Raw genomic sequence first — 19,577 nt, forward strand, 5'->3', positions numbered from 1 at the left:
GCGCCCGTGGTATAGACCACGAGCGCGTCGCTGACCAGCAAGAATGCTGATGTGGGGGGTGGTTCGGAAGGGGATCCGCGCTACATCAGAAGGTGAGGTTCCACGAGTCGATGTAGCCGGTGTCACCCGAGGCCACATCGCGGACCTGAAGCTTCCAGGTGCCGTTCGCGACCTCGCTCGACGCGTCGACCGTGTAGGTCGTCACGACGTTGTCGGCGCTGTCCGAGGACGAGGACGCCTTCAGGTTGCGCACCGTGCCGTCGGGGGCGACCAGGTCGATGACCAGGTCCCCGCGCCAGGTGTGCTTGATGTCCACGCCGACCTTGAGGGCGGCGGGGGCGTTGCCGGTGCGGCCGGTGACGGCGATCGAGGACGACACGGTGGCGTTGTCCGAGATCGTGACGTTGTTCGCGTTCGTGAAGACGGTGCCGGTCGGCGGAGTGGTGGTGCCGGTGACGGCGTCCACGGTCTTCGCGGTGTCGGCGATGCCGGTGCCGCAGCCGCCGGTGCAGGTGCCGGGCAGCGGGCGGGCGTTGGTCTTGATCGCGGACTCGATCTCGGCCGGGGTGAGGGTGCTCTTGGCCGACTTGAGCAGCGCGGCGAGGCCGGCGATGTGCGGCGCGGCCATCGAGGTGCCCTGGTAGGGCTTGTAGTTCTCGGCCGACTGGGTCGTCGTGCCCGAGTTCAGCGTGGAGAAGATGCCGTTCTCGGGGGTGGTGACGGTGCCGGGCGTGTCGGTGGCGCGACGGGTCTCGCCACCGGGCGCGGACACGTCGATGTTGGTGCCGAAGTTCGAGTAGTACGACCGGTTGCCCTCACGGCTGGTCGACGCCACGTTGATGACGTTCGAGCAGTTCGCGGGGGTGAAGCCGGAGGCGTTGGCGTTGCTGTTGCCCGCGGCGACGACGACGGTGGTGCCGCGCGAGACGGCGCCGTTGATGGCCGTCTGGTAGACGCTCGGGCAGGAGGCGCTGGCGCCGCCCAGGCTGAGGTTGATGACCTTCGCCGGGTTCGCGTTGGCCGGGACGCCCGGCACGCTGCCGCCAGAGGCCCAGGTGATGGCGTCGGCGATGTCGGAGGACGAGCCGCCGCACTTGCCGAGCACGCGCACGGGCTGGATCTTCGCGTTGTACGCGATGCCCGCGATGCCCTTGGTGTTGTTCGTGACGGCGCCGATGGTGCCGGCCACGTGGGTGCCGTGCCAGGAGGAGTTGGAGGCGCGCGAGCCGGTGCCGCACTCGCCGTCCGTGGCGTTCCAGTCGCCCTCGTCCTTCGGGTCCGCGTCGCGGCCGTTGCCGTCGCGGGCGTCGGCGGACGTGGAGATGAAGTCGTAACCGGAGACGATGTTGGTCGCCAGGTCCGAGTGGGCGGCGTAGCCGGTGTCGATGACGGCGACGGTGACGCCGGAGCCCGTGGTCTTGTCCCAGGCGGGGGGAACGTTCATGCCGCCGGTGGGCTCGAAGAGGTCCCACTGCTTGGCGTAGTCGGTGTCGTTCGGCGTGGCGGCCATCGCGTAGGCGCGGATGTCGGGCTCGACCGAAGCGACGGACGGGTCGGCGCGGAACGCGTCCATGACCTCCGTCACGTCCTGCTTGGTGGCGCTGTCGCCCAGGTCGACCAGGGCGCCACCGCCGGCGAGGCGGCGCTCGAAGGAGAGCTTCTCGCCCGTCTTCGCGGCCTTCTCGGCCGTGTCGCTCTTCGCGGCGGTGTTGGAACCGGCCTCGGCGGCCTGGCTCTTGTAGGTGACGATGACCTTGTCGACCGGGGCGCTCGGCAGCGCCCGCATCGTCTGCGAAGCCGGGGCCGGCTTCGGGGTGGCAGCGCCCGGGGCGGCGGCGAACGCCCCGGTGGTGGCAGCGGCGCCGAGGATCGCGGCGCTCGCGACCACGGATATGACTCTCCGCCTGGAACCGTTCAAGGTGTGGCCCTTTCGAGTACGACGTAACTGCGGAGCAGTGGCGGCGGCGCGGGACACACGGTGCGAAGTGGGGTCGCTGTCCGTCGGTCCCTGGGCTTGGGGAGCCCGTGCGCCGCCACCGGCGCGACGGCCCGGGTCAAGGCCGTCCCCGGCGGATGCCACCCTCCGCATGCACCTGTCAGAGTGCGTTCGGGGGATGATATCTGCCGGTGCGGAGGACAGTAGGGAACGGGAGAGTGAACCCGATACGGGGAAAACCCTTGTCACCCCTCACGGGGCCGCGGGGGGTCGAGGAGAGGGAGACGGGGGACCGGTGGGGGCGGGCGCACGGCGACCGCGCGCAGAGCCCGCCGCGATACGGCGTTTCCGCTGGTCGCGGCGGGTGCGGACCCCTCGCGGGGACGCGCCGTCAGCGCCGGCCGGCGGGGACCGGAGTGGGCCGGGGAGGGTCTGCGAACCCTTGGATCCACCCCTCGGATCCACCCCTAGGGGCGGCCCTCGCGACAGGGGGAGAGCGGGGGAGGACGGGCAGACGAGCGGGAGCCGAGCGGGCCTTGAGGCCTCAGCCGAGTTCGAGCGTCGTGACGCCGAAGACCCGCTCCCGCGCCACCGGCCGGACCGGCCCCGTGTACATCCGGGCCGTCTCGAACGTCGGCTCAAGACCCCGCTCCAGTGCCAGGCGCGCCGCCGCCGGGTTCGACTCCGGCATGTCGACGGCGATCCGCGCCGAGCCGAAGTCCCGCGCCTCCGCGGCGAGCGCGTCCAGCAGGGCCGCCGCGTCCGCGGGGGTGTCGGCGAACAGCGGCCCGACGCGCGCCTCGTCCTGCGCGGGGCGGACGACCCCGTACCCGGCGGGCCGGCCGTCGACGAGCCGGACCAGCGCCCGGTGGCCGGGGGTGGTGAGCCAGCGGGAGAGGAAGCGCGGCCGGTCGGCGTGGTGGCAGGCGCTGTCGTACGCGGCGAGGGCGGCCGGGGCGACCCTCTCGGCGGGCACCACTCCGGTCACCGGGCGGTCGGGCGCCGGGACCTCGCCCACGAACCGCGCCGTGCGGTACGCCGCGCCGAAGCCGGAGCGCCGGTAGTTGTCCTGCTGCGCCGGCACCCCGTCGAGCCCGACGGACCGGTCGCCGGCGTGGGCGAGGGCGGCCCGCCAGGTGGCCAGGCCGTGGCCGAGGCCGCGGTGTTCGGGGCGGACGAGATAGAAGCCGAGGAAGGCGTACGCGTCGCTGTAGTTGACGACCGAGATGGCGGATACCGGTTCCCCGTCGACGCGACCGAGGAAGAACCCGCCCGGATCCTGCGCGAAGAAGGCGGGGACGTCGGAGCGCCCGGGGTTCCACCCCTCGTCGGCCGCCCAGGAGCACACGAGCGCCCAGTCCTCGGGCGTGGCGGGGGCGACGGACAACGAACCGGAGGAGGCGGGGGCCATGGGATTCCTTCGGACAGCGGGTGCCGGGCGAGCGCCGGAGCGGGCGAGAGAGGAGCCGGGGACGGGTGAGGGAGGAGCCGGGGAGAGGAGCCGGGGACGGGTGCGGAGCGGGCGAGGGTGCGGGCGGGCGAGGAGCCGGGGACGGGTGAGGGCGGGGCGAGCATAGTGCCGCCGCGCGGCTGCTCCGGCACACGCCGATCGAATCCGGCCGCGAGCCCTCCGTGCGCCCGCACCGGCCGCGCCACCGGCCCGGGAGTGATGCCCGGGACGGCGGGTTGACGGACCGACCGCCTCCGCGGTCCTCCGCGCCGCGCCCGCTCAGCCCACCAGCCGGAGCCTGGCCTCGGCGGCCGCGAGGCGGACCGTCTGGCCCCACGTCAGGTGCAGGGCGTCCGACTCGACGCCGTCCCCGAAGGCCACCAGACGGTCCGACTCGACGGTGAGGCGCAGGCCCTGGCCCGCGTCGAGGAGGCCCTCGACGCGGCTGGTCCCGGTCGTCGGCGACGGCCAGGCCTCGCGGACGAACCAGGCGAGCCGGGGGTCGGCCGGCGCGGGCAGGGCGAGCGCGCTGGACCGCTGCTCCCACAGGGAGCGCAGCCAGCCCGTCGCCCCGGTCCCGGTGCCGACCAGGACACCCGACGAGGCCTGCGGCTCAGGCTCGGGCACCTGGTGCGGCGGGCTCTTCGGGGCGTCGATCCCCAGGGTGTAGCGCGCGGTCTGGTGGCCGGGCGGGCCGACGTAGATCTCGTTCAGCGCGAGGAGCCGCTGCGCGTCGTCGGTCACCGCCTCCACCATCGTCAGCTCGTCGACGGCGGCCCCCGCCCCCACCGCGTACGGCAGCAGCCGCCGTGCCTGCGCCGGGCGGTGCCGTACCAGGACGCCGGCGTTGCGGCCCGGGTCCGCGTCGATGCCGACGACCGGCTGGCCCGTCAGGTACTTCGCCGCGTTGGCGACGAGACCGTCCTGGCCGACCACGACGACCACGTCCTCGAGCCCGAAGAGAAACCGGTCCAGATCGGCGCGTTCCACCCGGGTCTGCCGCCACGACAGCGGGACCGCGCCCGCCACTTCGGCGAGCGCCCGGTGGACGCGCTCGTGCCGCTCCCGTACCGCCTCGACCGAACGGCCGCGCGCGGAGAGGAAGAACGCGGCCTGGCCGTGCGTGCCGTGCCGGGCGAGCAGCTCCTCGTACTCCGTGGTCCGGTGCACCAGGACCGCGCGCGGCGCGAGGCTCACGGCCGGGCCCCGCCCTCGCCGCCGCCCAGCTTCGCGAGGAGCCCGGTCAGCACGTCCGGGGAGAGCGTCAGGTTCTCGATGCGCGGCAGGTTCTCCGCGGCCCGGGTCACGGCCAGGGCGTGCAGCGTCGCCGGATCCGCCTCCCCGTGCGCCCGCAGCCAGGCCGACTGCGCGCCCGCGCGCGCCTCGCCGACCACGCGCGCCGCCTCGGCCTCGGCCTGCGCGAGCCGCACCTTCCGTACGGCCTCGGCCTCGGCCCGTACGGCGTCGGCGGCGGCGCTCTCCTCGGCCTCGCGCCGCGCGTTGGTGCCGCGCTGCTCGACGAGCCGCTCCTCCTGGCGGGCCAGCTCGATCTTGCTGGCCAGCTCGTTCTCGGCGATGGCGCGCTCGCGCTCGACCGCCACGGCACGGCGCTCGTAGGTGGCGCGGTCCGCCTCCTGCTGGATCTGCTCGCGGGCGGGCGTGCGCAGGGCGCGCTCCACCTCCGGCTCGGGGCGGATCGCCACCACCCGGACCGCGACCAGCTCGATACCGGTGTCCGGCAGGCGCGGTTCGTCCGCGAGGCCCGTCGAGATCCGGTCGCGCACGGCCGCCACCCCGTCGACGAGCGCCGCCGCGAGCGTGGTGCGGGCGAGGACGTCGAGGGCGTGCTGCTGGGCGGTCTCGGTGAGGAGGGTGGCGATCTGCTCCAGCGGCGTACCGCGCCAGGCGCCGGTGTCGGGGTCGATCGAGAAGTCGAGCCGGGTGGCCGCCGCGCCCGGGTCGCCGATCCGGTACGTGACGGTGGACTGCACGCTCACGTCCTGGAAGTCGGCCGTGCGGGCGTGGAAGGCCATCGCCAGCTCGCGGTCGTTCACGGGTACTTCGGAGAGGGCGGCGCTGCGCGGACGGAACCAGAAGCTCAGCCCTTCGCCGTCGTGCACGAGCTGTCCGCGGCGCTGGTGGCGGATGTGGGCGGTGGGCGCGGAGCGCAGATGGCGCCAGCCGGACCGCCGGGTGATGTCAGCCATGGAGACCCCCTTGTCGTCATGATGACGATAGGGGGTTCTCCGGCTTTTCGTCAATGTGACGTAAGTGAGGACTCGGGAAGGGGTGACGGGAGGGGTGACGGCAGAGGGGAGGGGGGCGGCGCGGGGAGTTCGGTGCGCTGGGTCGGTGACACGGGTGGCACCGGCAGGGATCCCGCCACGACCGTGGAGGGGGAGGCGGCGGGTGTCTCGGGGGCGGGCGCCCCGCCCTTCGTCAGGAGCACCACGCCCCGCGCCGCGACCAGCGACGCCGCGGCCGCGACAGGCCAGCCCCAGGCGCCCGCCCGGAAGGTCTCGCCGAGCAGGGCCACCCCGATGACCGCGGCGGCCGCCGGGTTGGAGAGGTTGACGACGGCGAGCGGCGCGGCGAGCCCGCCCCGGTAGGCCGCCTGCGAGAGCAGGAGCCCGCCCACGGCGAAGCCCGAGATGAGGACCGCGAGCAGCGCGGCCTGCCACCAGACGGGTTCCCGGCCGGGCGGTTCGAGCGCGAGCGCCGCCGTCAGCGTCTGCGTGAGGGCCGAGCCGACGCCGGACGCGATGCCGGAGGCCGTCGCGTGCCCGAGCCCACGGCCCCGCCCGCCGCCCTCGCCACCGGTCCCGCGCTCGCCGGTGCGCCCGTGGGACAGCCGGCCCGAGGCCAGCGCGGCGATCAGAAGGGCCGTCGCCGCGGCGACGATCAGGGCCTCGCGCAGGCTGAGGGCCTCGCCCGGCTCCGCCGGTCCCGTCATGGCGACCAGGCCGACGAGCCCGGCCAGGGTCAGCAGCGCCCCGCGCCACTCGGTCCGGGTCACGCGCCGGCGCGCGCAGTACGCGCCCAGCGGCAGGGCCGCGACGAGCGTCAGCGCGCCGAGCGGCTGGACCAGGGTCAGCGGCCCGTAGTGCAGGGCGGCCACATGGGCGAGGGCTCCGGCGGCGTTCAGCCCGACCGCCCACCACCACTGCCCGCGGGCGAGGAGCGCGCGGAGCGCCCCGCGCCCGTCCGGGGCGGGGGAGGCGGCGAGGCGTGCCTGGGCGACGGCGGCGAGCGCGTACCCGGCGGCGGAGGCGAGGGAGAGCAGCACCGCGAGGACGGTGCCGGCGACGGGGCTCATCGCGGGACTCCCGCCGGGAGTGCGGCCGTTCCACGCTGCCGGGGCAGGGCCGGCGGCGCCGTCCCACCGTCACCCGGGGCCCTGACCGCGAGCAGCGCGAGACCGAGGAGCGCGGCGGCGGCCAGCGCGTCGAGCCAGTAGTGGTTGGCGGTGCCGACGACGACGAGCAGGGTGAGCAGCGGGTGCAGCAGCCAGAGGACCCGCCACCGGGAACGCGTGGCGGCGATCAGGCCGACGGCGACCATCAGGGCCCAGCCGAAGTGCAGCGACGGCATGGCGGCGAACTGGTTCGCCATCGAGTCCGCCTCGGGAGTGGCCCCGTACACGGAAGGGCCGTAGACCCGCGCGGTGTCGACGAGGCCGGTGGCGGCGAGCATGCGCGGCGGGGCGAGCGGCACCAGCAGGTGCAGGGCGAGCGCGGCGCCGGTCAGGAGCGCGAGGACGCGGCGCGCCCACAGGTAGTGGGCGGGGCGGCGCCAGTACAGCCAGCCGAGGAAGGCGATGGTGGCGGGGAAGTGCACGGCCGCGTAGTAGGTGTTGGCGGCCCGGATCAGGGGCTCGCCGTGCATGAGCAGCTGCTGGACGGCTCCCTCGCCGGGGAGGTGGAGCGCGCGCTCGGCGTCCCAGACGAGGTCCGCGTTGCGGAAGGCGCGGGCCTCGTGGCCGTTGGCGACGAGGCGGCCGAACTTGTAGACGAGGAAGAGCGTGGTGACGAGCACGAACTCACGCAGGACCGGGGGTCTCGCGACCGCCCCGCCGCCCTGGCGCTCACGGCCTCCGGAGCCCTCGCGGCCTTCGGCGTCCTCTCGGTCCCCGGCGTCCTCTCGGCCTTCGGGCTCGTCGGGGCCGGGGGTAGCCGTCGTCCCCGGTCCTGGAGGACGTCGTCCTCGTGTCCCGCGTATCCCGGCAGCCATCGCGCGGCCCCTCTTATCCGTCAAAACCGGCAGCAAACGGAGTGAGCCTAGATCCGAATTCATCGAGACGCAAGCGTCTCGATACGTTTGCGTCTCGATTGTGCACCCCCTACTCTCGTATGTGCAGGGAAAGAGGAGTCCGGGAGGATTCGATGTCGACACAGGCCGCGACCGCCGCAGCCCGTCGCAGCAAGATCACGCCCGAGCGTGAGACCGAGCTCTACGACGCGGTGATCCGCCTCCTCAGGGAGGGCGGCTACGACTCCGTGACCATGGAGGGCGTCGCGGCCCGCACCAAGTGCGGCAAGGCCACGCTCTACCGCCAGTGGGGCACGAAACCCCAGCTCGTCACCGCCGCCCTCGCCCAGCGCCGCTGCACCGTCTTCACCGGAATCGACACCGGCTCCCTCGCCGGGGACCTGCGCGAGGCCGCCCGCATCGCCGCCTCCCACCACGAGCGCGACGCCGAGCTCATGGAGGCCGTCGCCCAGGCCTTCGTCCAGCACCCCGACCTGCGCGCCGCGCTCCGCGAGACCGTCATCGCGCCCGAGGTCGCGGCCATCGACGAGGTCGTCGCCCGCGCGGTCGAGCGCGGCGAGGTCGCCGCCGACAACCCCGCGATCGCCTTCGTCGCCCCCTGCTTCCTGGGCATGCTCCGCATCGAGCGGATCTTCGAGGAGCGGTTCGCCGAGACCTCGGCCATGAGCGGCTTCGTGGACGCCGTCCTCCTTCCGGCGCTGCGCGCCGGGAGGTGACCCGCCGGTCCGTCCGGCACCCTGGAGGCATGCCTCCGAGCAACCCCCACGTCCACGTCCGCCGGATCTACGAGACCCCGTCGCCCGACGACGGGGTGCGCGTCCTCGTCGACCGGCTCTGGCCCCGCGGGCTCGCCAAGACGGACGCCCGGATCGACGAGTGGCCCAAGGCACTGACGCCCTCCACCGAACTGCGCCGCTGGTACCACGGGCCCGAGGGGGAGTACGCGGAGTTCTGCCGGCGGTACGAGGCCGAGCTCGCCGCCCCCGACGCCGCCGCGGCCCTCGACCGGCTCGGGGAGACGGCCGCCCGCGAGACCGTCACCCTGCTCACGGCGGCCAAGGACCCCTCGGCCAGCCACACCTCCGTACTGGAGCGCGAACTCGCCCGGCGGGCAGGGAAGTAGCGGACCTCAGACGCCCGGACCGCGCAGGCGCGGCGCCTCCGCCGCGGCGTCGACCTCGGTACGGGACGCCTCGGCGCGCTCGGCCAACTCCCGCGCCCACGCGACGAGTCCGCGGACATCGATCCCGTACGGGGTCGCCCGCGGGCCCTGGTCGGGGCTCGGGACCGGGACCTCGCCGTGCGCACCTCGGTCCCGTGTCTCGTGCGTCGACGTCTCGTACGAGTCCGGATCCGGCATCTCGTACGCTCCCGAAGTCCGCTCCCACGAACGGCTCGTGAGCCGGTCGGCGCCCCTCCGCAGCAGCCGCGCCCCGCCCTCCCGGTTGCCGCGTGCCGCGTGCGTCAGGCCGACCGCGAGCTGCGCGAGCCCCTGCCACAGGTCACGCTCCTCCGCCGGGCCGGACTTCCAGGCGTCCTCGAAGACCTCGTGGGCGTGGAAGGGCATCCCGGCGTCGAGGAGCCGCTGCGCCTCGCGCACCGTCTCGGCGGGGGCGCGCACGACACCCTCGGGCTGCCGGGGCACGCCCTCCGCCCCGTACGGCAGGGGGCGCCCGAGCCCGTCACGCGGGCGTGCGCTCCGCGCCCGGCCCTCCTCGTCGCGATCCCTGCTCGTCCGATCCACCCGCCCATTGTCACCCCCGGGACGATCAGGGGCGGTAGGCTCGTCGGTCCGGCGCTTCCCGGGGCCGTGCGGTCGCCCGACCAGGCGGGCCGCGTCGTGACCGTAGCTCTTGTGGGGGAGTGAGTCACCGGTGCCGTCGGAACCCGAACAACCGCAGCCCGCAGGGCCGTCGGGCTCGTTCACCGCCCTCGCGCGGCCGGAGCGGGGCGCACTGCTCGAACGCGGTCCGGAGCTCGCCGCGGCCCGGCACGCCGTCGACGCACTCGTCGCCGGGGCCACGGGCGGCGGACCCGCCCGGGGCGCCGTCCTCGTCCTCCGCGGCGACCCGGGGGTCGGCAAGACGTCGCTCCTCGCCGAGATCCACCGCGCGGCCCGGGACCGGTGCACGGTCCTGACGGCACGCGGCGGCGAGACCCTCACCCAGGTCCCCTTCCACCTCACCCGCCAGCTCCTCCAGCCCGCCCTGGACGGCTACGGCTCCGAGGACGTCCGGCGGCTCTTCGGCGAGCACTTCGACCTCGTGGCCCCGGCCCTCGGCCTCGCCCCGCCGCCCGCGCCGTCCGCCGCGCCCGCCGACCCGCAGGGCGTACGGGACGGACTGGTCCGGCTCCTCGACCGCCTCGCGGACGGCCTGAAGGACAGGCCGCCCGTCCTGCTCGTGGACGACGCGCACTGGGCCGACGCCGAGACCCTGGCCTGGCTCGACGCCTTCGCGCACACACGGAAGGACCACGGCCTGCCGGTCCTCGTCGTCCTGGCCCACCGCCCGCTGCCGAGGCGACTCCCCGACGGGCCGGACGAACCCGACGGCACGGCCCCCCTGACCGCACTGACGGACCGTGCCCTCCTCACGCTCGGCCTGTGCGCCCTCACCCGTGAGGCCACCGCCGAGCTGGCCCGCGAGACCCTCGGCGACCACGCGGACGAGCCGTTCTGCCAGGAGCTGTGGACGGTGACCGCGGGCAACCCGTACGAGACGGTCGAACTCCTCGCCAAGGTCCGCGACCGGACGCTCGAACCCGTCGCGGGCACGGCGGGCCTCCTCCGGGGCCTCGCCGCGGGCGCCCGCGGCGGCGGCCTCGTCGCCCGCCTCGAAGCCCTCGGCAGCGGGCCGACCCGCCTCGCCTGGTCGGTCGCCGTCCTCGGCGCGGACAGCACCCCGGACCTCCTCGCCCAGCTCACGGGCCTGGACGCGCGGGAGCTCGCCGACCACACGGAACGGCTCCGCCGGGCCAGGATCGTCGCCGCGCCGACCACACGGAACCCCCTCGCCGGCCCCCTGGAGTTCGCGCACCCGCTCATCGCCAGCGCCGTCTACGGCTCGGTGCCGACGGGCGTCCGCACCGCCCTGCACGGGCGCGCGGCCTGGGCGCTCACCGAGGCGGGCCACGGGCCGGCGGCGGCCTCCCGCCACCTCCTCGAAGTCCACCCGGACGACGACGAGGACGTCGTCGACCGGCTGAGGGCGGCCGCCGTCGAGCACCTGGCCGTCGGCGCCCCCGACGCGGCCCGCCGCTGCCTGGAACGGGCCCTCGCCGAGCCGCCGGGCCCCGCCACGTACGCCAGGGTCCTGTACGAACTCGGCTGCGCCTCCCTCCTCACGGCACCGGCCGCGACCGTCCTGCACCTGCGCTCCGCACTCGACCTGCCCGGCCTGGACGACACCCTGCGCACCGACGCGACCTACCGGCTCGCCCAGGCCCTCGCCCACAACAACCAGCTCCAGGACGCGGCCCGGGCCGTCGCCGCCGAGGCGGCCCGCACCCCGCCGGGCACCGGCCGGCGCCGCCTGCAGGCGGCCCACTTCATGTACGAGGGGTTCCAGGCCACGGAGGACGACGGCCCTGACCGCTCCCGCCACCTCGCCGAGCTCACCGCGGCCTTCACCGGCGCCGACAACTCCGAGCGGGCGCTCGTCGCCGTCCGGGGCTTCGACGCGATGCTCCGCGGCGAACCCGCCGACGAGGTCGTACGCCTCTGCGACCGCGCGCTCGTCGACGGCCGGCCGGCCCGCGGCCTCGGCTGGACGGACCCCACCTGGGGCTTCGAGATCCCCGCACTCACCGGCATCGCGTACGTCTTCGCCGACCGGCCCGACCGGGCCGAGGTCCTCTTCACCGAGGCGGTCCGGGCCTTCGAGATCTCCGGCTGGAGCGGCGCGCACCTCGCCTTCGCCCATGCCCTCCTCGGGCTGGTGCACCGGCGCCGCGGCGACCTGCCCCGCGCCCAGCACCACCTGGAGGAGGCGCTGCGCCTCGCCGACCGGGTCGGCGAGGGCCTCCCCGTCCACTGGGACACCGCCTGCCTCCTCGTCGACACCCTCCTCGCCCGCGGCCGTACCGCCGAGGCACGGAGCGTGGCCGACCGGCACGCCTTCGGCCCGCCCTGGCCGGGCGCGATCGTGCTGCCCGACGGCCCCAGCGTCCTCGGCCGGCTGCTGCTCGCGGAAGGCCGCACCGACGAAGCCGTACGCACCCTCGAAGAGGCCGCCGAGGCGCTGACCGCCCGAGGGCGCCACCACGTCGTCTGGGCCCCCTGGCCCTTCGACCTCGCGAGGGCCCTCGCCCCCGTCGACCCGCACCGCGCCGCCGGGATCGCCGCCGAGGCCCTGACCCACGCCGAACGCCTCGGCACCCCCACGGCCCTCGGCGAGGCCCTGCGCTGCGCCGCCGTCCTCGCGGACCCGCCGGAGGCCCGCGAGCTCCTCACCCGAGCCGTCGCCCACCTCACCGCCTCCCCGTCCCGCTACGAGGAGGCCCTGGCCCACCACGACCTCGCGCGGGCCACCGGTTCCCCCTCCGCTTTCGCCCGAGCCGCCGCCCTGGCCGCCACCTGCGGCGCAGACGCCCTCGCCGCGACAGCGGTGACAGCCCGTGCGTCAGCCCACCCTCCGGAGTGAGGTAGTGTTTCTCCTGCACGCCGACGCGGGGAAAACCCGCGGACGACGAGCATCGGGACGTGGCGCAGCTTGGTAGCGCACTTGACTGGGGGTCAAGGGGTCGCAGGTTCAAATCCTGTCGTCCCGACTGTGCGGAAACGCAGGTCGGAGGCCGTTCTCTCATCCATGAGAGGGCGGCCTTTCGTGCGTCCCGTGGCGTGGTGGTCGCACGCCTGAGCCGGGGCTGGTTCGCCAGGCGGCTGGAGGCGGACGGTGCGGGGGAGCGGAACCGGCCGAGGGCTTCGCGGAGGCGGTGGAGGTGGTCGCGTGGTGGTCGCAGCCATGCCGGTCGGGTCGGGCCAGCGGCTCGTGCGGCCGCGGTGAGGGTGTGGTCGATGGTGTCGACGGCCTGGTGCGCGGCCTGTTGGGTGAGGTGGCTGTAGAGGTTCGCAGTCATCGACAGGGTGGAGTGCCGCAGCGTCTTGGAGACCACGGTGAGCGGGACGCCGGCGGTGATGGTGATGGTGGCGGCGAGATGCCGCAGGTCGTGGACGGTGACCCGGGGGACACCGACTTCCTCGGAGAGTCCGTGGAGCCGGTCGAGTACCAGATGCGGGCCGAGCGGGCGGCCGTCGGGTCGGCAGAAGACCAGCCCCGCGAACGGGTCGTTGGGGTCGCCGCGGGTCTGGGATGCTGAGCGTGCCCGGCGGCGGAGGGCTGTGGCGACGCGGGGTGAGATGGCGATCCAGCCTCTGCTCGACCGGGTCTTCGGTGTCGTGATGACCAGGCGGTTGTTGTCGATGGCGGAGAGCGTGCAGCGGATGTAGAGCACGCCCTCGCCCAGGTGGACGTCGTCCCAGTGCAGTCCGAGGGCTTCGCCTTTGCGCATGCCGGTGCCGATGAGGACCTCGAACAGGTCAGCCATCTCCGGGTCGGCCTCGTGGCAGTGGGTGAGGAAGCGGGCCGCCTCCTCTGCGGTCCAGATCCGCCGCTCCGGCGACGGCGGTCGGCGCAGGGCCGGGGGAGAGGCCGGGTTGTGGGGGAGACGGCGCTGGCGGACGGCGTCGCCGAGCGCGCTGGAGAGGGTGGCCAGGCACCGATACAGGGTGGTGCGGCCGCGGCCGGCGGCGAGCTGGCCGGTGACGAAGGCCGAGATGTGGCGGTGGGCGAGCTGGTCGAGCTTGAGGGTGCCGAACGCGGGGACGAGATCATTGCGGACGTAGTCGCGGTACCGGGCCATCGTCGTCGGCTTCAGCACCAGCGCCTTCGCCGCCAGCCACGCGTCCATGTAGGCGGCGACAGTCTGGTTCGGGTCCGCATCGAACCCGCCGGCCTCACCCTCGAGGAACCGCCGCAAGGCCTCTTCGGCCGAGTCCTGGCTGGCGAAGCCGCCCCGCCGCACCGTCGTCCGGTGACGGTCTGAGGCAGGGATGTCGACGGCGAAACCCCAGGTCCCGTGAGTGCTGTCGGCGAGCAGATGTGGACAGCGGGCACCGATCTGGTGACGGTGGGTGTCCCGGCAGCCACAGCGACGGTAGACACGGCCTCGGCCGGTGCTGGTACGCATGGCGATCGCCTCCACGAGGCGGGAGAGCTCCGACACCTTCATCCTGCGACCACGCGCGACCACCACGCCGGTCAGAGAGGCCGTGACCAGCGAATTTCCCATGTCTGTGCGCCAAGGGTCGCCTCCTCGCACTGCGGAGAATCACCGGGTGGCCTCAGTCGGGCAGTGCGATCCGCGAATTGACTGTGATCGAATGGTTACGGACTGCTTGGAGGTTGTGGTACTTGTGGTGATCTTCCACCGTCGGCTCTAGGGCCGTACCTCCAGCGGTGGGTGGGGGGAGTGCAATGGCGGATGAGGCTGAGGCAGCAGAGAGCGATGAGTCCGACGAAGGATTCGTCCATCCAATCTTCCGCCTGGCGCCCCACGAGGACAGCGGATCGGACACCCTGGGGAACTACCGCTATCAGGCAGAGGTTGCCGCTCAGATGTGTGTCGTGCTGCTCACGGAGGACTCCGTCGAGTCGGTGGTCTGCGAATGGCATGAAGACTTCGTGGTCTCCTACGCGGATGGATTCGTCGAACTCGTATCGGTGAAGCACCGTGGAAAGCGACGCAATCCCTGGAATGTGGCAGACCTGTGCAAGGATGGCGGACTGGCGCACCTCTTCGATAGGTGGCGGGCCTGTGACGGCCGGAGCAATGTCCGCCTTCGCCTCGCCACGAACGCTGGCCTCACCACGGGCAAGCTTGGCGCCACCACCCTGAAGGCCATGTGTGGGCGCGACCCGCAGGTCACCGCTGGGGTGGATGCCATGGCAGACACCGTCGCCCGCCACCTCCTGCGGGTTCGCTGGAAGCAGGCCTACGCCACTATCCCCGAAGTACCTCAAGCTAATCTCGCCGACATCGCCATCCCGGCAGGCTTCACTGACTTGGTGAGGCTCTTCCTCGCGGCACTCCACATTGACGATGAACTGCCGTCCCGTCGGCACATCACGGACGTCAACCTCCAGAGTTTGCTGATACCCGCGATCGCGAGACTGCAGCGCGACCATGTGGATGTCGAAGCGACCTACCGTGCACTGGTCGAGCGCATTGAGAAGTCGAATCGCGACGAGAGCGACCGTGGACAACTCGCTGTCTACATCGCCGACCCAACCAGGGTTCTGCACAGTGTGCAGATCCAGCAGCGCATCGCACGGCGTAGGCTCACCAAGGCGACGGTCCTCGACACATTTGTCTGCAGCAGCTCGGCAGTGCCCACCATCGCTCGCGGCCAGCTTCCGATCGTCGCTCCGGGCGGGGCCAACCTGCGCAAGAAGATGGAGCGTGGCCGCATTCCGGCCGACGAAGCTGCACACGCCGAACGCCTTCGATCAGCCTGGTATGTCACCTGGTCCCAGCAGCGGTCCGGCCTTGCGGGAGACACCACCGACCTGGCCAACGCCAGCTTCGAGGTCCTGGACATCGTCTTCGCCTGCCGCGAGCAGGCGGAAGAGGAGGCGCCCGGCAGTGCACCCTACGGGCGGCGCATGAACCAGCTGATGGCCCGGCACCTGACGCCGGATGCCCTCGGAACTGGCCTTCCGTTTCCCGTAAACGGGCGACACCTTCGTGGCCTGGCATACCAGCTCTGCGACGACTGTGACTTCTACTTCTCCGAGGTGTTCGATCCCTCCGAGGAGGAGGCGTCGTGACGAGTGCCGGCGACCGTCTGGCTGCTGCCGCGCGAGTTAGGGACCGAGCGCGCCGGCAGGAGCAGCATGAGGCTCATTATCACGAGGCCCGTGTGCTGCTGCTGATCGACCGTTTCACCGAAGCCAAGAAGGGCCTGAACGGTCTCACCAAGCTGGCCAAGCTCGACTTCCTGCTTCGCTACCCTGCCATGCTGGATCGCCTCCTGACCGAGGATGGCCTTGCCTGGCCCCCAGGCACCCAGCCCACCTCCGCCGAACGGCTGTCCGTCGAGAGCCGCATGACCCGCTTCAAGTACGGCCCCTGGGACCACCGCTACTACAGCGTCCTGGGATCGCTGGCTGCGCGCGACCTGATCACCTATAGCGGGGCCGATCGGGCCGAGTTCCGAATTACCGCCTCCGGCGCTGTCGCCGCGGCCATGTTGGCAGAGACGGACGAGTGGGCCGTGGTCGCCAAGCGCATCACCCTTCTCAAACAGCACTTCGACAAGTCAGGTACGACGCTGAAGACCCTCATCTACGACCGTCTGCCGGACGCGGTCGACAGGCCCTGGCGGACGGAGATCTGAAATGGCAGTCCACCTGCGCTTCCGCTCCCTCACCGTCACCACCGCAGACGCCGAGAAGACATACCGTTTCGAGGGGCCGGCCACCGTCGTTAGCGGCCCTAGCGGTACTGGCAAGTCGAGCCTCCTTATGCTGCTCAAGCACGTGGTGGGTGGCAAAGCCGTACTAACCCCGGCTGTCCGGGATCACGTACTTTCCGCCCGCGCAGAGGTCTTCATCGGTGGGGAACACGTGGTCCTGAAAAGGACCGTGAACGACGCACGCGCCGGCCAGGTCGACGTCCTGGACCCTGACACTCTGAGCACGCGCAACACCTTCGCCGTGCAGAGCGACCCCGACCTGCCGCTTTTGTCGGACTACCTTCTGGCAGCCCTCAACTTCCCCCGCGAGACGATCCCTGCCAGCCGTGACGGCAAAGCGACAACACGCGACCTCACGTTCACTGACCTCTTTGCCTACGTATACCGGGAAGCCCGCAACATCGACCGTGAAGTCGTGGGACACCTCGACACCTGGTTCAACCCCAAACGCACCGCGCTCTTCAAGCTGATGTTTGCGCTCACCGACAGCACCGTTCTCGAACTCAGTCGGCAGCTAGGCCAGTTGAAAGAAGAACTTCGCAAGAAGACCGCCGAGCACGAGAACGTCCGGAACTTCCTCAGCGCGACCGATCCCCGCACCGAGGACCAACTGCGCCCTGAGCTCACCAGTCTTCGGGTCATGCTGCAGCGCGCCGAGGCAGCGCTTGCATCGCTGCGCCATGAGCTGGAGGAGAGCACTGCAGCCGACGCCATCCTCCGCCAAGAGCTGCGTGCCGCAGTCGACAGCGCTCGTGAGGCAGCGCAGGAAGTCGTTGCGGCACAAGAGCTCGTCGAGGCTCGTGCCGCGGTCGTCGCCCAGGTCGAGCTCGACCTGTCCCGACTGGACCGCTCCGCCACCGCCATCGAGAAACTGTCGCCGTTCGACTTCGTCGTCTGCCCACGATGTATGCAGCGTCTCAGCACGCGACCAGTCCCCGCAGACCACTGCGTGGTCTGTCTACAGCACGACCCGCATGACGAGGACATCGATCCCGCCGCGATCGCACAGACCCGAAGGGCCCTTGAAGTTCAGCTCCAGGACGCCCAGTCCGTACTCGTAGCTGATAGCCGCGTTCTGGAGGCCGCTCAGCAGCGAGCCCAGCAGACCGACTTCGTCGCCCACAGCCTGCGCCGCCAACTCGACGCGCAGACCCGCGACCTCGTGGCGCCGCGCTTCGACGCCATCGCAGACGCTAGCGCCCGGGCAGCCTCGCTGAGAGCGGCCATCGACGCTGTGACCCAGCTGCAGGGCGCCTGGACGCGGGCACATGCGATCGAACGAGACGTCCGGGACATCAAGGCGCAGCGGACCCGCGCCACTGCGGAAAGGAAGGCCCGCACAGCCGAACTCGCCGCGCGGCAGACCCTTGTGACTGACCTAAGCCTAGACTTCAACGCGATGATTTCGCAGCTGCGCCCTGCTCCGTGGATCCAATCCGCGACCATCGACCCGTCGTCGTACCTGCCCGTAGTCGACGACGTCTCGTTCGAGAGTCTTCAGGCCGACGGTGGGGGCATCGTGACCTGCATCAACGTCGCGTACAGCCTCTCGCTGCTGGAATTCGGTATCATGCACTCAGACGTGCGAGTGCCGTCATTGCTGATCATCGACTCGCCGCGGAAGGCGTCCGGGAGCAACCTGGACGACCAAGCACGAGGCCACCGGACCTATCAGCGCTTTCAAGCCCTTGCCGAGACCCACGTCTCCCAGGTCCAGCTGATCATCGCCGACAATGACTCGGCGCCGATCCCGGGCCCAGCCTTTGGCAAGATCGAACTTGACTACGACAACCCACTCGTTCCTGGCGTAGCCCACCCGGGACCCGAGCACACTCACCGCGCCGAAGACGAGGCCTGGCCAAGCTGAATCCCCGCATCGCCATGGGGCGCTGCTACGCGCTGCGTTCAATGAGGGAACGTTCACTCGAACTGGATGAGGCAATGGCCTTGGTCAACACCTGAGATGATGTGTAGATGAGTCATGATGACAGGGTCCGAAAGTTGGGCACGAAGTTTGCGAAGGCGTGCTACCCGGCGTTCGGCCCTGTGCTGTTGGGGATGAGAGTCCAGGGCTTTCGCGGTGTGCCGGACCTGACGCTGGAGTTCAAGTCCCCAGTAACGGCCATCTCGGGGCTGAACGGAACTGGAAAGAGCACGGTCGCGCAGCTTGCGGCAGCTGCGTTTCGCCAACCGTCCGGACACCCCTGGAATCGCTACTACGTCGCGTACTTCTTCCCGGTATCGGTCGCCGACCCCGAACCTTTCACTGCTGGCGCCCAGGTGCAGTACCTCTATGCCGCTGACAGTGGGTCGGGCGTACAACAGGTCACCGTGACGCGGGCGGCGAAGGAGTGGTCTGGCTACAAGCGGCAGCCCGAGCGGGCTACCTATTACCGCGGCTTCACCCAGTTCATTCCGAAGGTCGAGAAGCGAGACCTGTCCATCTATGGCGGGTCCAGTCTGGAACTGGGGAAGGCGAATCCGCTTGATCCGGCGGCTGCCAGCCACGTCGGGCGAATCTTGAGCGTTCCCTATGAGCACCTTGGCTTCACCGAAGTGCTGACCACCCAAAAGACGGCAACACTCGCGATGGCCGGGCGAGGCGGTCGACGCTACTCCGAGAACCACATGGGAACAGGAGAAGGACGAGTGCTGTACATGGTGAACACCATGGAGACGGCGCCGCCCAAGAGCCTCATCATCCTGGAGGAGCCCGAGACCTCCTTGCACGGCGACGCTCAAGTCCGCCTCGCGAAATACTTCATCGAGGTGGCCTTGCGTCGTGGGCACCAGATCGTCATCACTACGCACAGCTCCGCAATCCTCGGCCAGCTAGGCCGTGACTCAGTCGTCTACCTCCGACGCACGCCAACAGGAGATGTGACAGCCACTCACGGGTTGAGTACTTATCAGATCGACTCGCACCTCCAGCGGGAAGGCCGCACTCCCGGTGGAATCACGGTCTGTGTGGAGGACGAGTTCGCGCGCCACCTCGCCACCGAGATCTTCCGAACCGCCGATCCGGACCTTCTTGCCGGCTGCTCGTTCCTCACCATCGGGGGCGGTCAGGAGATTCCGAAGGCTGTGATGCTGTTGCGCGACGCGAAGGTACGCGCTGTTGGGCTCAGCGATGGAGACATGCCCCACGACGGCACGGACGGTGTCCGGACGCTACCTGGTACTGAACCTCCGGAGAAGGAGGTGTTTGCTCACCCCGCGGTCAAGAGCCACTTCGCCGACGCGCCGTACTTGATCGACCTGGATGAGGTCCTGGCCGGCGTAGCCGACCATCATGACTATGCCAAGACTGTGGCGTCGCACCTCATGCTGGATGAGATCGCGGTAGTGAGCGTGGCGTGCCGGACATACGCATCTGCCCATCAGCAGGGTGACTTTGATGCGATCGTTGACTTCGTCCGCAAGGAGGTCGGTGATCGACGGTAGTC

14 protein-coding genes, 1 tRNA gene and 1 pseudogene are annotated in these 19,577 nt (G+C 71.5%); 8 read left to right on the plus strand and 8 right to left on the minus strand.

Going from position 1 to position 19,577, the window contains the following annotated elements; all coding sequences use genetic code 11:
• Positions 1-85 precede the first annotated feature (85 nt).
• The 6 genes from ACF08F_RS18040 to ACF08F_RS18065 form a co-directional block, all read right to left on the minus strand.
• Positions 86-1,786, minus strand: a complete 1,701-nt coding sequence (locus ACF08F_RS18040; RefSeq protein WP_392299538.1) for a S8 family serine peptidase — start codon at positions 1,784-1,786, stop codon at positions 86-88.
• A gap of 694 nt (positions 1,787-2,480) precedes the next feature.
• On the minus strand, positions 2,481-3,347 hold the full coding sequence (locus ACF08F_RS18045) for a GNAT family N-acetyltransferase (protein ID WP_392299466.1): 867 nt from the start codon (positions 3,345-3,347) through the stop codon (positions 2,481-2,483).
• Between the two features lie 318 nt (positions 3,348-3,665).
• Positions 3,666-4,583: a hypothetical protein gene (locus tag ACF08F_RS18050; protein ID WP_392299467.1), complete on the minus strand. Its 918-nt coding sequence runs from the start codon at positions 4,581-4,583 to the stop codon at positions 3,666-3,668.
• Complete coding sequence (locus ACF08F_RS18055) at positions 4,580-5,593, minus strand: SPFH domain-containing protein (RefSeq protein WP_392299468.1); 1,014 nt, start codon at positions 5,591-5,593, stop codon at positions 4,580-4,582. The genes ACF08F_RS18050 and ACF08F_RS18055 overlap by 4 nt, the downstream gene beginning before the upstream one ends.
• A 50-nt stretch (positions 5,594-5,643) precedes the next feature.
• Positions 5,644-6,702 (minus strand): DMT family transporter, encoded by a 1,059-nt coding sequence (locus tag ACF08F_RS18060; protein WP_392299469.1) that lies wholly within the window; start codon positions 6,700-6,702, stop codon positions 5,644-5,646.
• Positions 6,699-7,421 (minus strand): phosphatase PAP2 family protein, encoded by a 723-nt coding sequence (locus tag ACF08F_RS18065; RefSeq protein WP_392299470.1) that lies wholly within the window; start codon positions 7,419-7,421, stop codon positions 6,699-6,701. Before ACF08F_RS18065 ends, ACF08F_RS18060 begins: the two co-directional genes overlap by 4 nt.
• 347 nt (positions 7,422-7,768) lie before the next feature.
• On the opposite strand from ACF08F_RS18065, the gene ACF08F_RS18070 reads away from it, so the two are divergent.
• Both ACF08F_RS18070 and ACF08F_RS18075 read left to right on the plus strand, forming a co-directional pair.
• Positions 7,769-8,371: a TetR/AcrR family transcriptional regulator gene (locus tag ACF08F_RS18070; RefSeq protein ID WP_392299471.1), complete on the plus strand. Its 603-nt coding sequence runs from the start codon at positions 7,769-7,771 to the stop codon at positions 8,369-8,371.
• A gap of 29 nt (positions 8,372-8,400) precedes the next feature.
• Positions 8,401-8,778, plus strand: a complete 378-nt coding sequence (locus ACF08F_RS18075) for a DUF488 domain-containing protein (protein WP_392299472.1) — start codon at positions 8,401-8,403, stop codon at positions 8,776-8,778.
• Between the two features lie 6 nt (positions 8,779-8,784).
• Here the strand turns inward: ACF08F_RS18075 and ACF08F_RS18080 are convergent, their stop codons facing one another.
• Positions 8,785-9,399: a DUF309 domain-containing protein gene (locus ACF08F_RS18080; RefSeq protein WP_392299473.1), complete on the minus strand. Its 615-nt coding sequence runs from the start codon at positions 9,397-9,399 to the stop codon at positions 8,785-8,787.
• A 211-nt stretch (positions 9,400-9,610) separates the two neighbouring features.
• Between ACF08F_RS18080 and ACF08F_RS18085 the strand changes: the two genes are divergently transcribed.
• Together ACF08F_RS18085 and ACF08F_RS18090 are read left to right on the plus strand one after the other, a co-directional pair.
• Positions 9,611-12,298 carry an ATP-binding protein gene (locus tag ACF08F_RS18085; RefSeq protein WP_392299539.1) on the plus strand — a complete coding sequence of 896 codons (2,688 nt, stop codon included), beginning with the start codon at positions 9,611-9,613 and terminating at the stop codon, positions 12,296-12,298.
• Between the two features lie 53 nt (positions 12,299-12,351).
• A tRNA-Pro gene (locus ACF08F_RS18090) sits at positions 12,352-12,425 on the plus strand.
• Positions 12,426-12,761: 336 nt separating this feature from the next.
• On the opposite strand, the pseudogene ACF08F_RS18095 reads toward ACF08F_RS18090, so the two are convergent.
• A pseudogene (locus ACF08F_RS18095) lies at positions 12,762-13,946 on the minus strand (tyrosine-type recombinase/integrase); the annotation flags it as partial.
• A gap of 185 nt (positions 13,947-14,131) precedes the next feature.
• Here ACF08F_RS18095 and ACF08F_RS18100 point away from each other — a divergent pair.
• The 4 genes from ACF08F_RS18100 to ACF08F_RS18115 all read left to right on the plus strand — a co-directional run bounded on the left by ACF08F_RS18100 (position 14,132) and on the right by ACF08F_RS18115 (position 19,575).
• Positions 14,132-15,484, plus strand: coding sequence for a dsDNA nuclease domain-containing protein (locus ACF08F_RS18100; protein ID WP_392299474.1), 1,353 nt, complete (start codon positions 14,132-14,134; stop codon positions 15,482-15,484).
• Complete coding sequence (locus tag ACF08F_RS18105; protein ID WP_392299475.1) at positions 15,481-16,053, plus strand: hypothetical protein; 573 nt, start codon at positions 15,481-15,483, stop codon at positions 16,051-16,053. Before ACF08F_RS18100 ends, ACF08F_RS18105 begins: the two co-directional genes overlap by 4 nt.
• A gap of 1 nt (position 16,054) precedes the next feature.
• Positions 16,055-17,998, plus strand: coding sequence for a hypothetical protein (locus ACF08F_RS18110; protein ID WP_392299476.1), 1,944 nt, complete (start codon positions 16,055-16,057; stop codon positions 17,996-17,998).
• Between the two features lie 107 nt (positions 17,999-18,105).
• On the plus strand, positions 18,106-19,575 hold the full coding sequence (locus ACF08F_RS18115) for an ATP-dependent endonuclease (RefSeq protein ID WP_392299477.1): 1,470 nt from the start codon (positions 18,106-18,108) through the stop codon (positions 19,573-19,575).
• Positions 19,576-19,577 lie beyond the last annotated feature (2 nt).

It is taken from the genome of Streptomyces sp. NPDC015130, assembly GCF_043080005.1.
Taxonomy (GTDB): domain Bacteria; phylum Actinomycetota; class Actinomycetes; order Streptomycetales; family Streptomycetaceae; genus Streptomyces.

What these genes read in the sequence shown, in the direction of transcription:
- ACF08F_RS18040 (WP_392299538.1), bottom strand. Translation starts at nt 1,786, where the DNA reads ATGCGGGCGCTGCCGAGCGCCCCGGTCGACAAGGTCATCGTCACCTAC.
- ACF08F_RS18045 (WP_392299466.1), bottom strand. Translation starts at nt 3,347, where the DNA reads ATGGCCCCCGCCTCCTCCGGTTCGTTGTCCGTCGCCCCCGCCACGCCC.
- ACF08F_RS18055 (WP_392299468.1), bottom strand. Translation starts at nt 5,593, where the DNA reads ATGGCTGACATCACCCGGCGGTCCGGCTGGCGCCATCTGCGCTCCGCG.
- ACF08F_RS18060 (WP_392299469.1), bottom strand. Translation starts at nt 6,702, where the DNA reads ATGAGCCCCGTCGCCGGCACCGTCCTCGCGGTGCTGCTCTCCCTCGCC.
- ACF08F_RS18070 (WP_392299471.1), top strand. Translation starts at nt 7,769, where the DNA reads ATGTCGACACAGGCCGCGACCGCCGCAGCCCGTCGCAGCAAGATCACG.
- ACF08F_RS18075 (WP_392299472.1), top strand. Translation starts at nt 8,401, where the DNA reads ATGCCTCCGAGCAACCCCCACGTCCACGTCCGCCGGATCTACGAGACC.
- ACF08F_RS18100 (WP_392299474.1), top strand. Translation starts at nt 14,132, where the DNA reads ATGGCGGATGAGGCTGAGGCAGCAGAGAGCGATGAGTCCGACGAAGGA.
- ACF08F_RS18110 (WP_392299476.1), top strand. Translation starts at nt 16,055, where the DNA reads ATGGCAGTCCACCTGCGCTTCCGCTCCCTCACCGTCACCACCGCAGAC.
- ACF08F_RS18115 (WP_392299477.1), top strand. Translation starts at nt 18,106, where the DNA reads ATGAGTCATGATGACAGGGTCCGAAAGTTGGGCACGAAGTTTGCGAAG.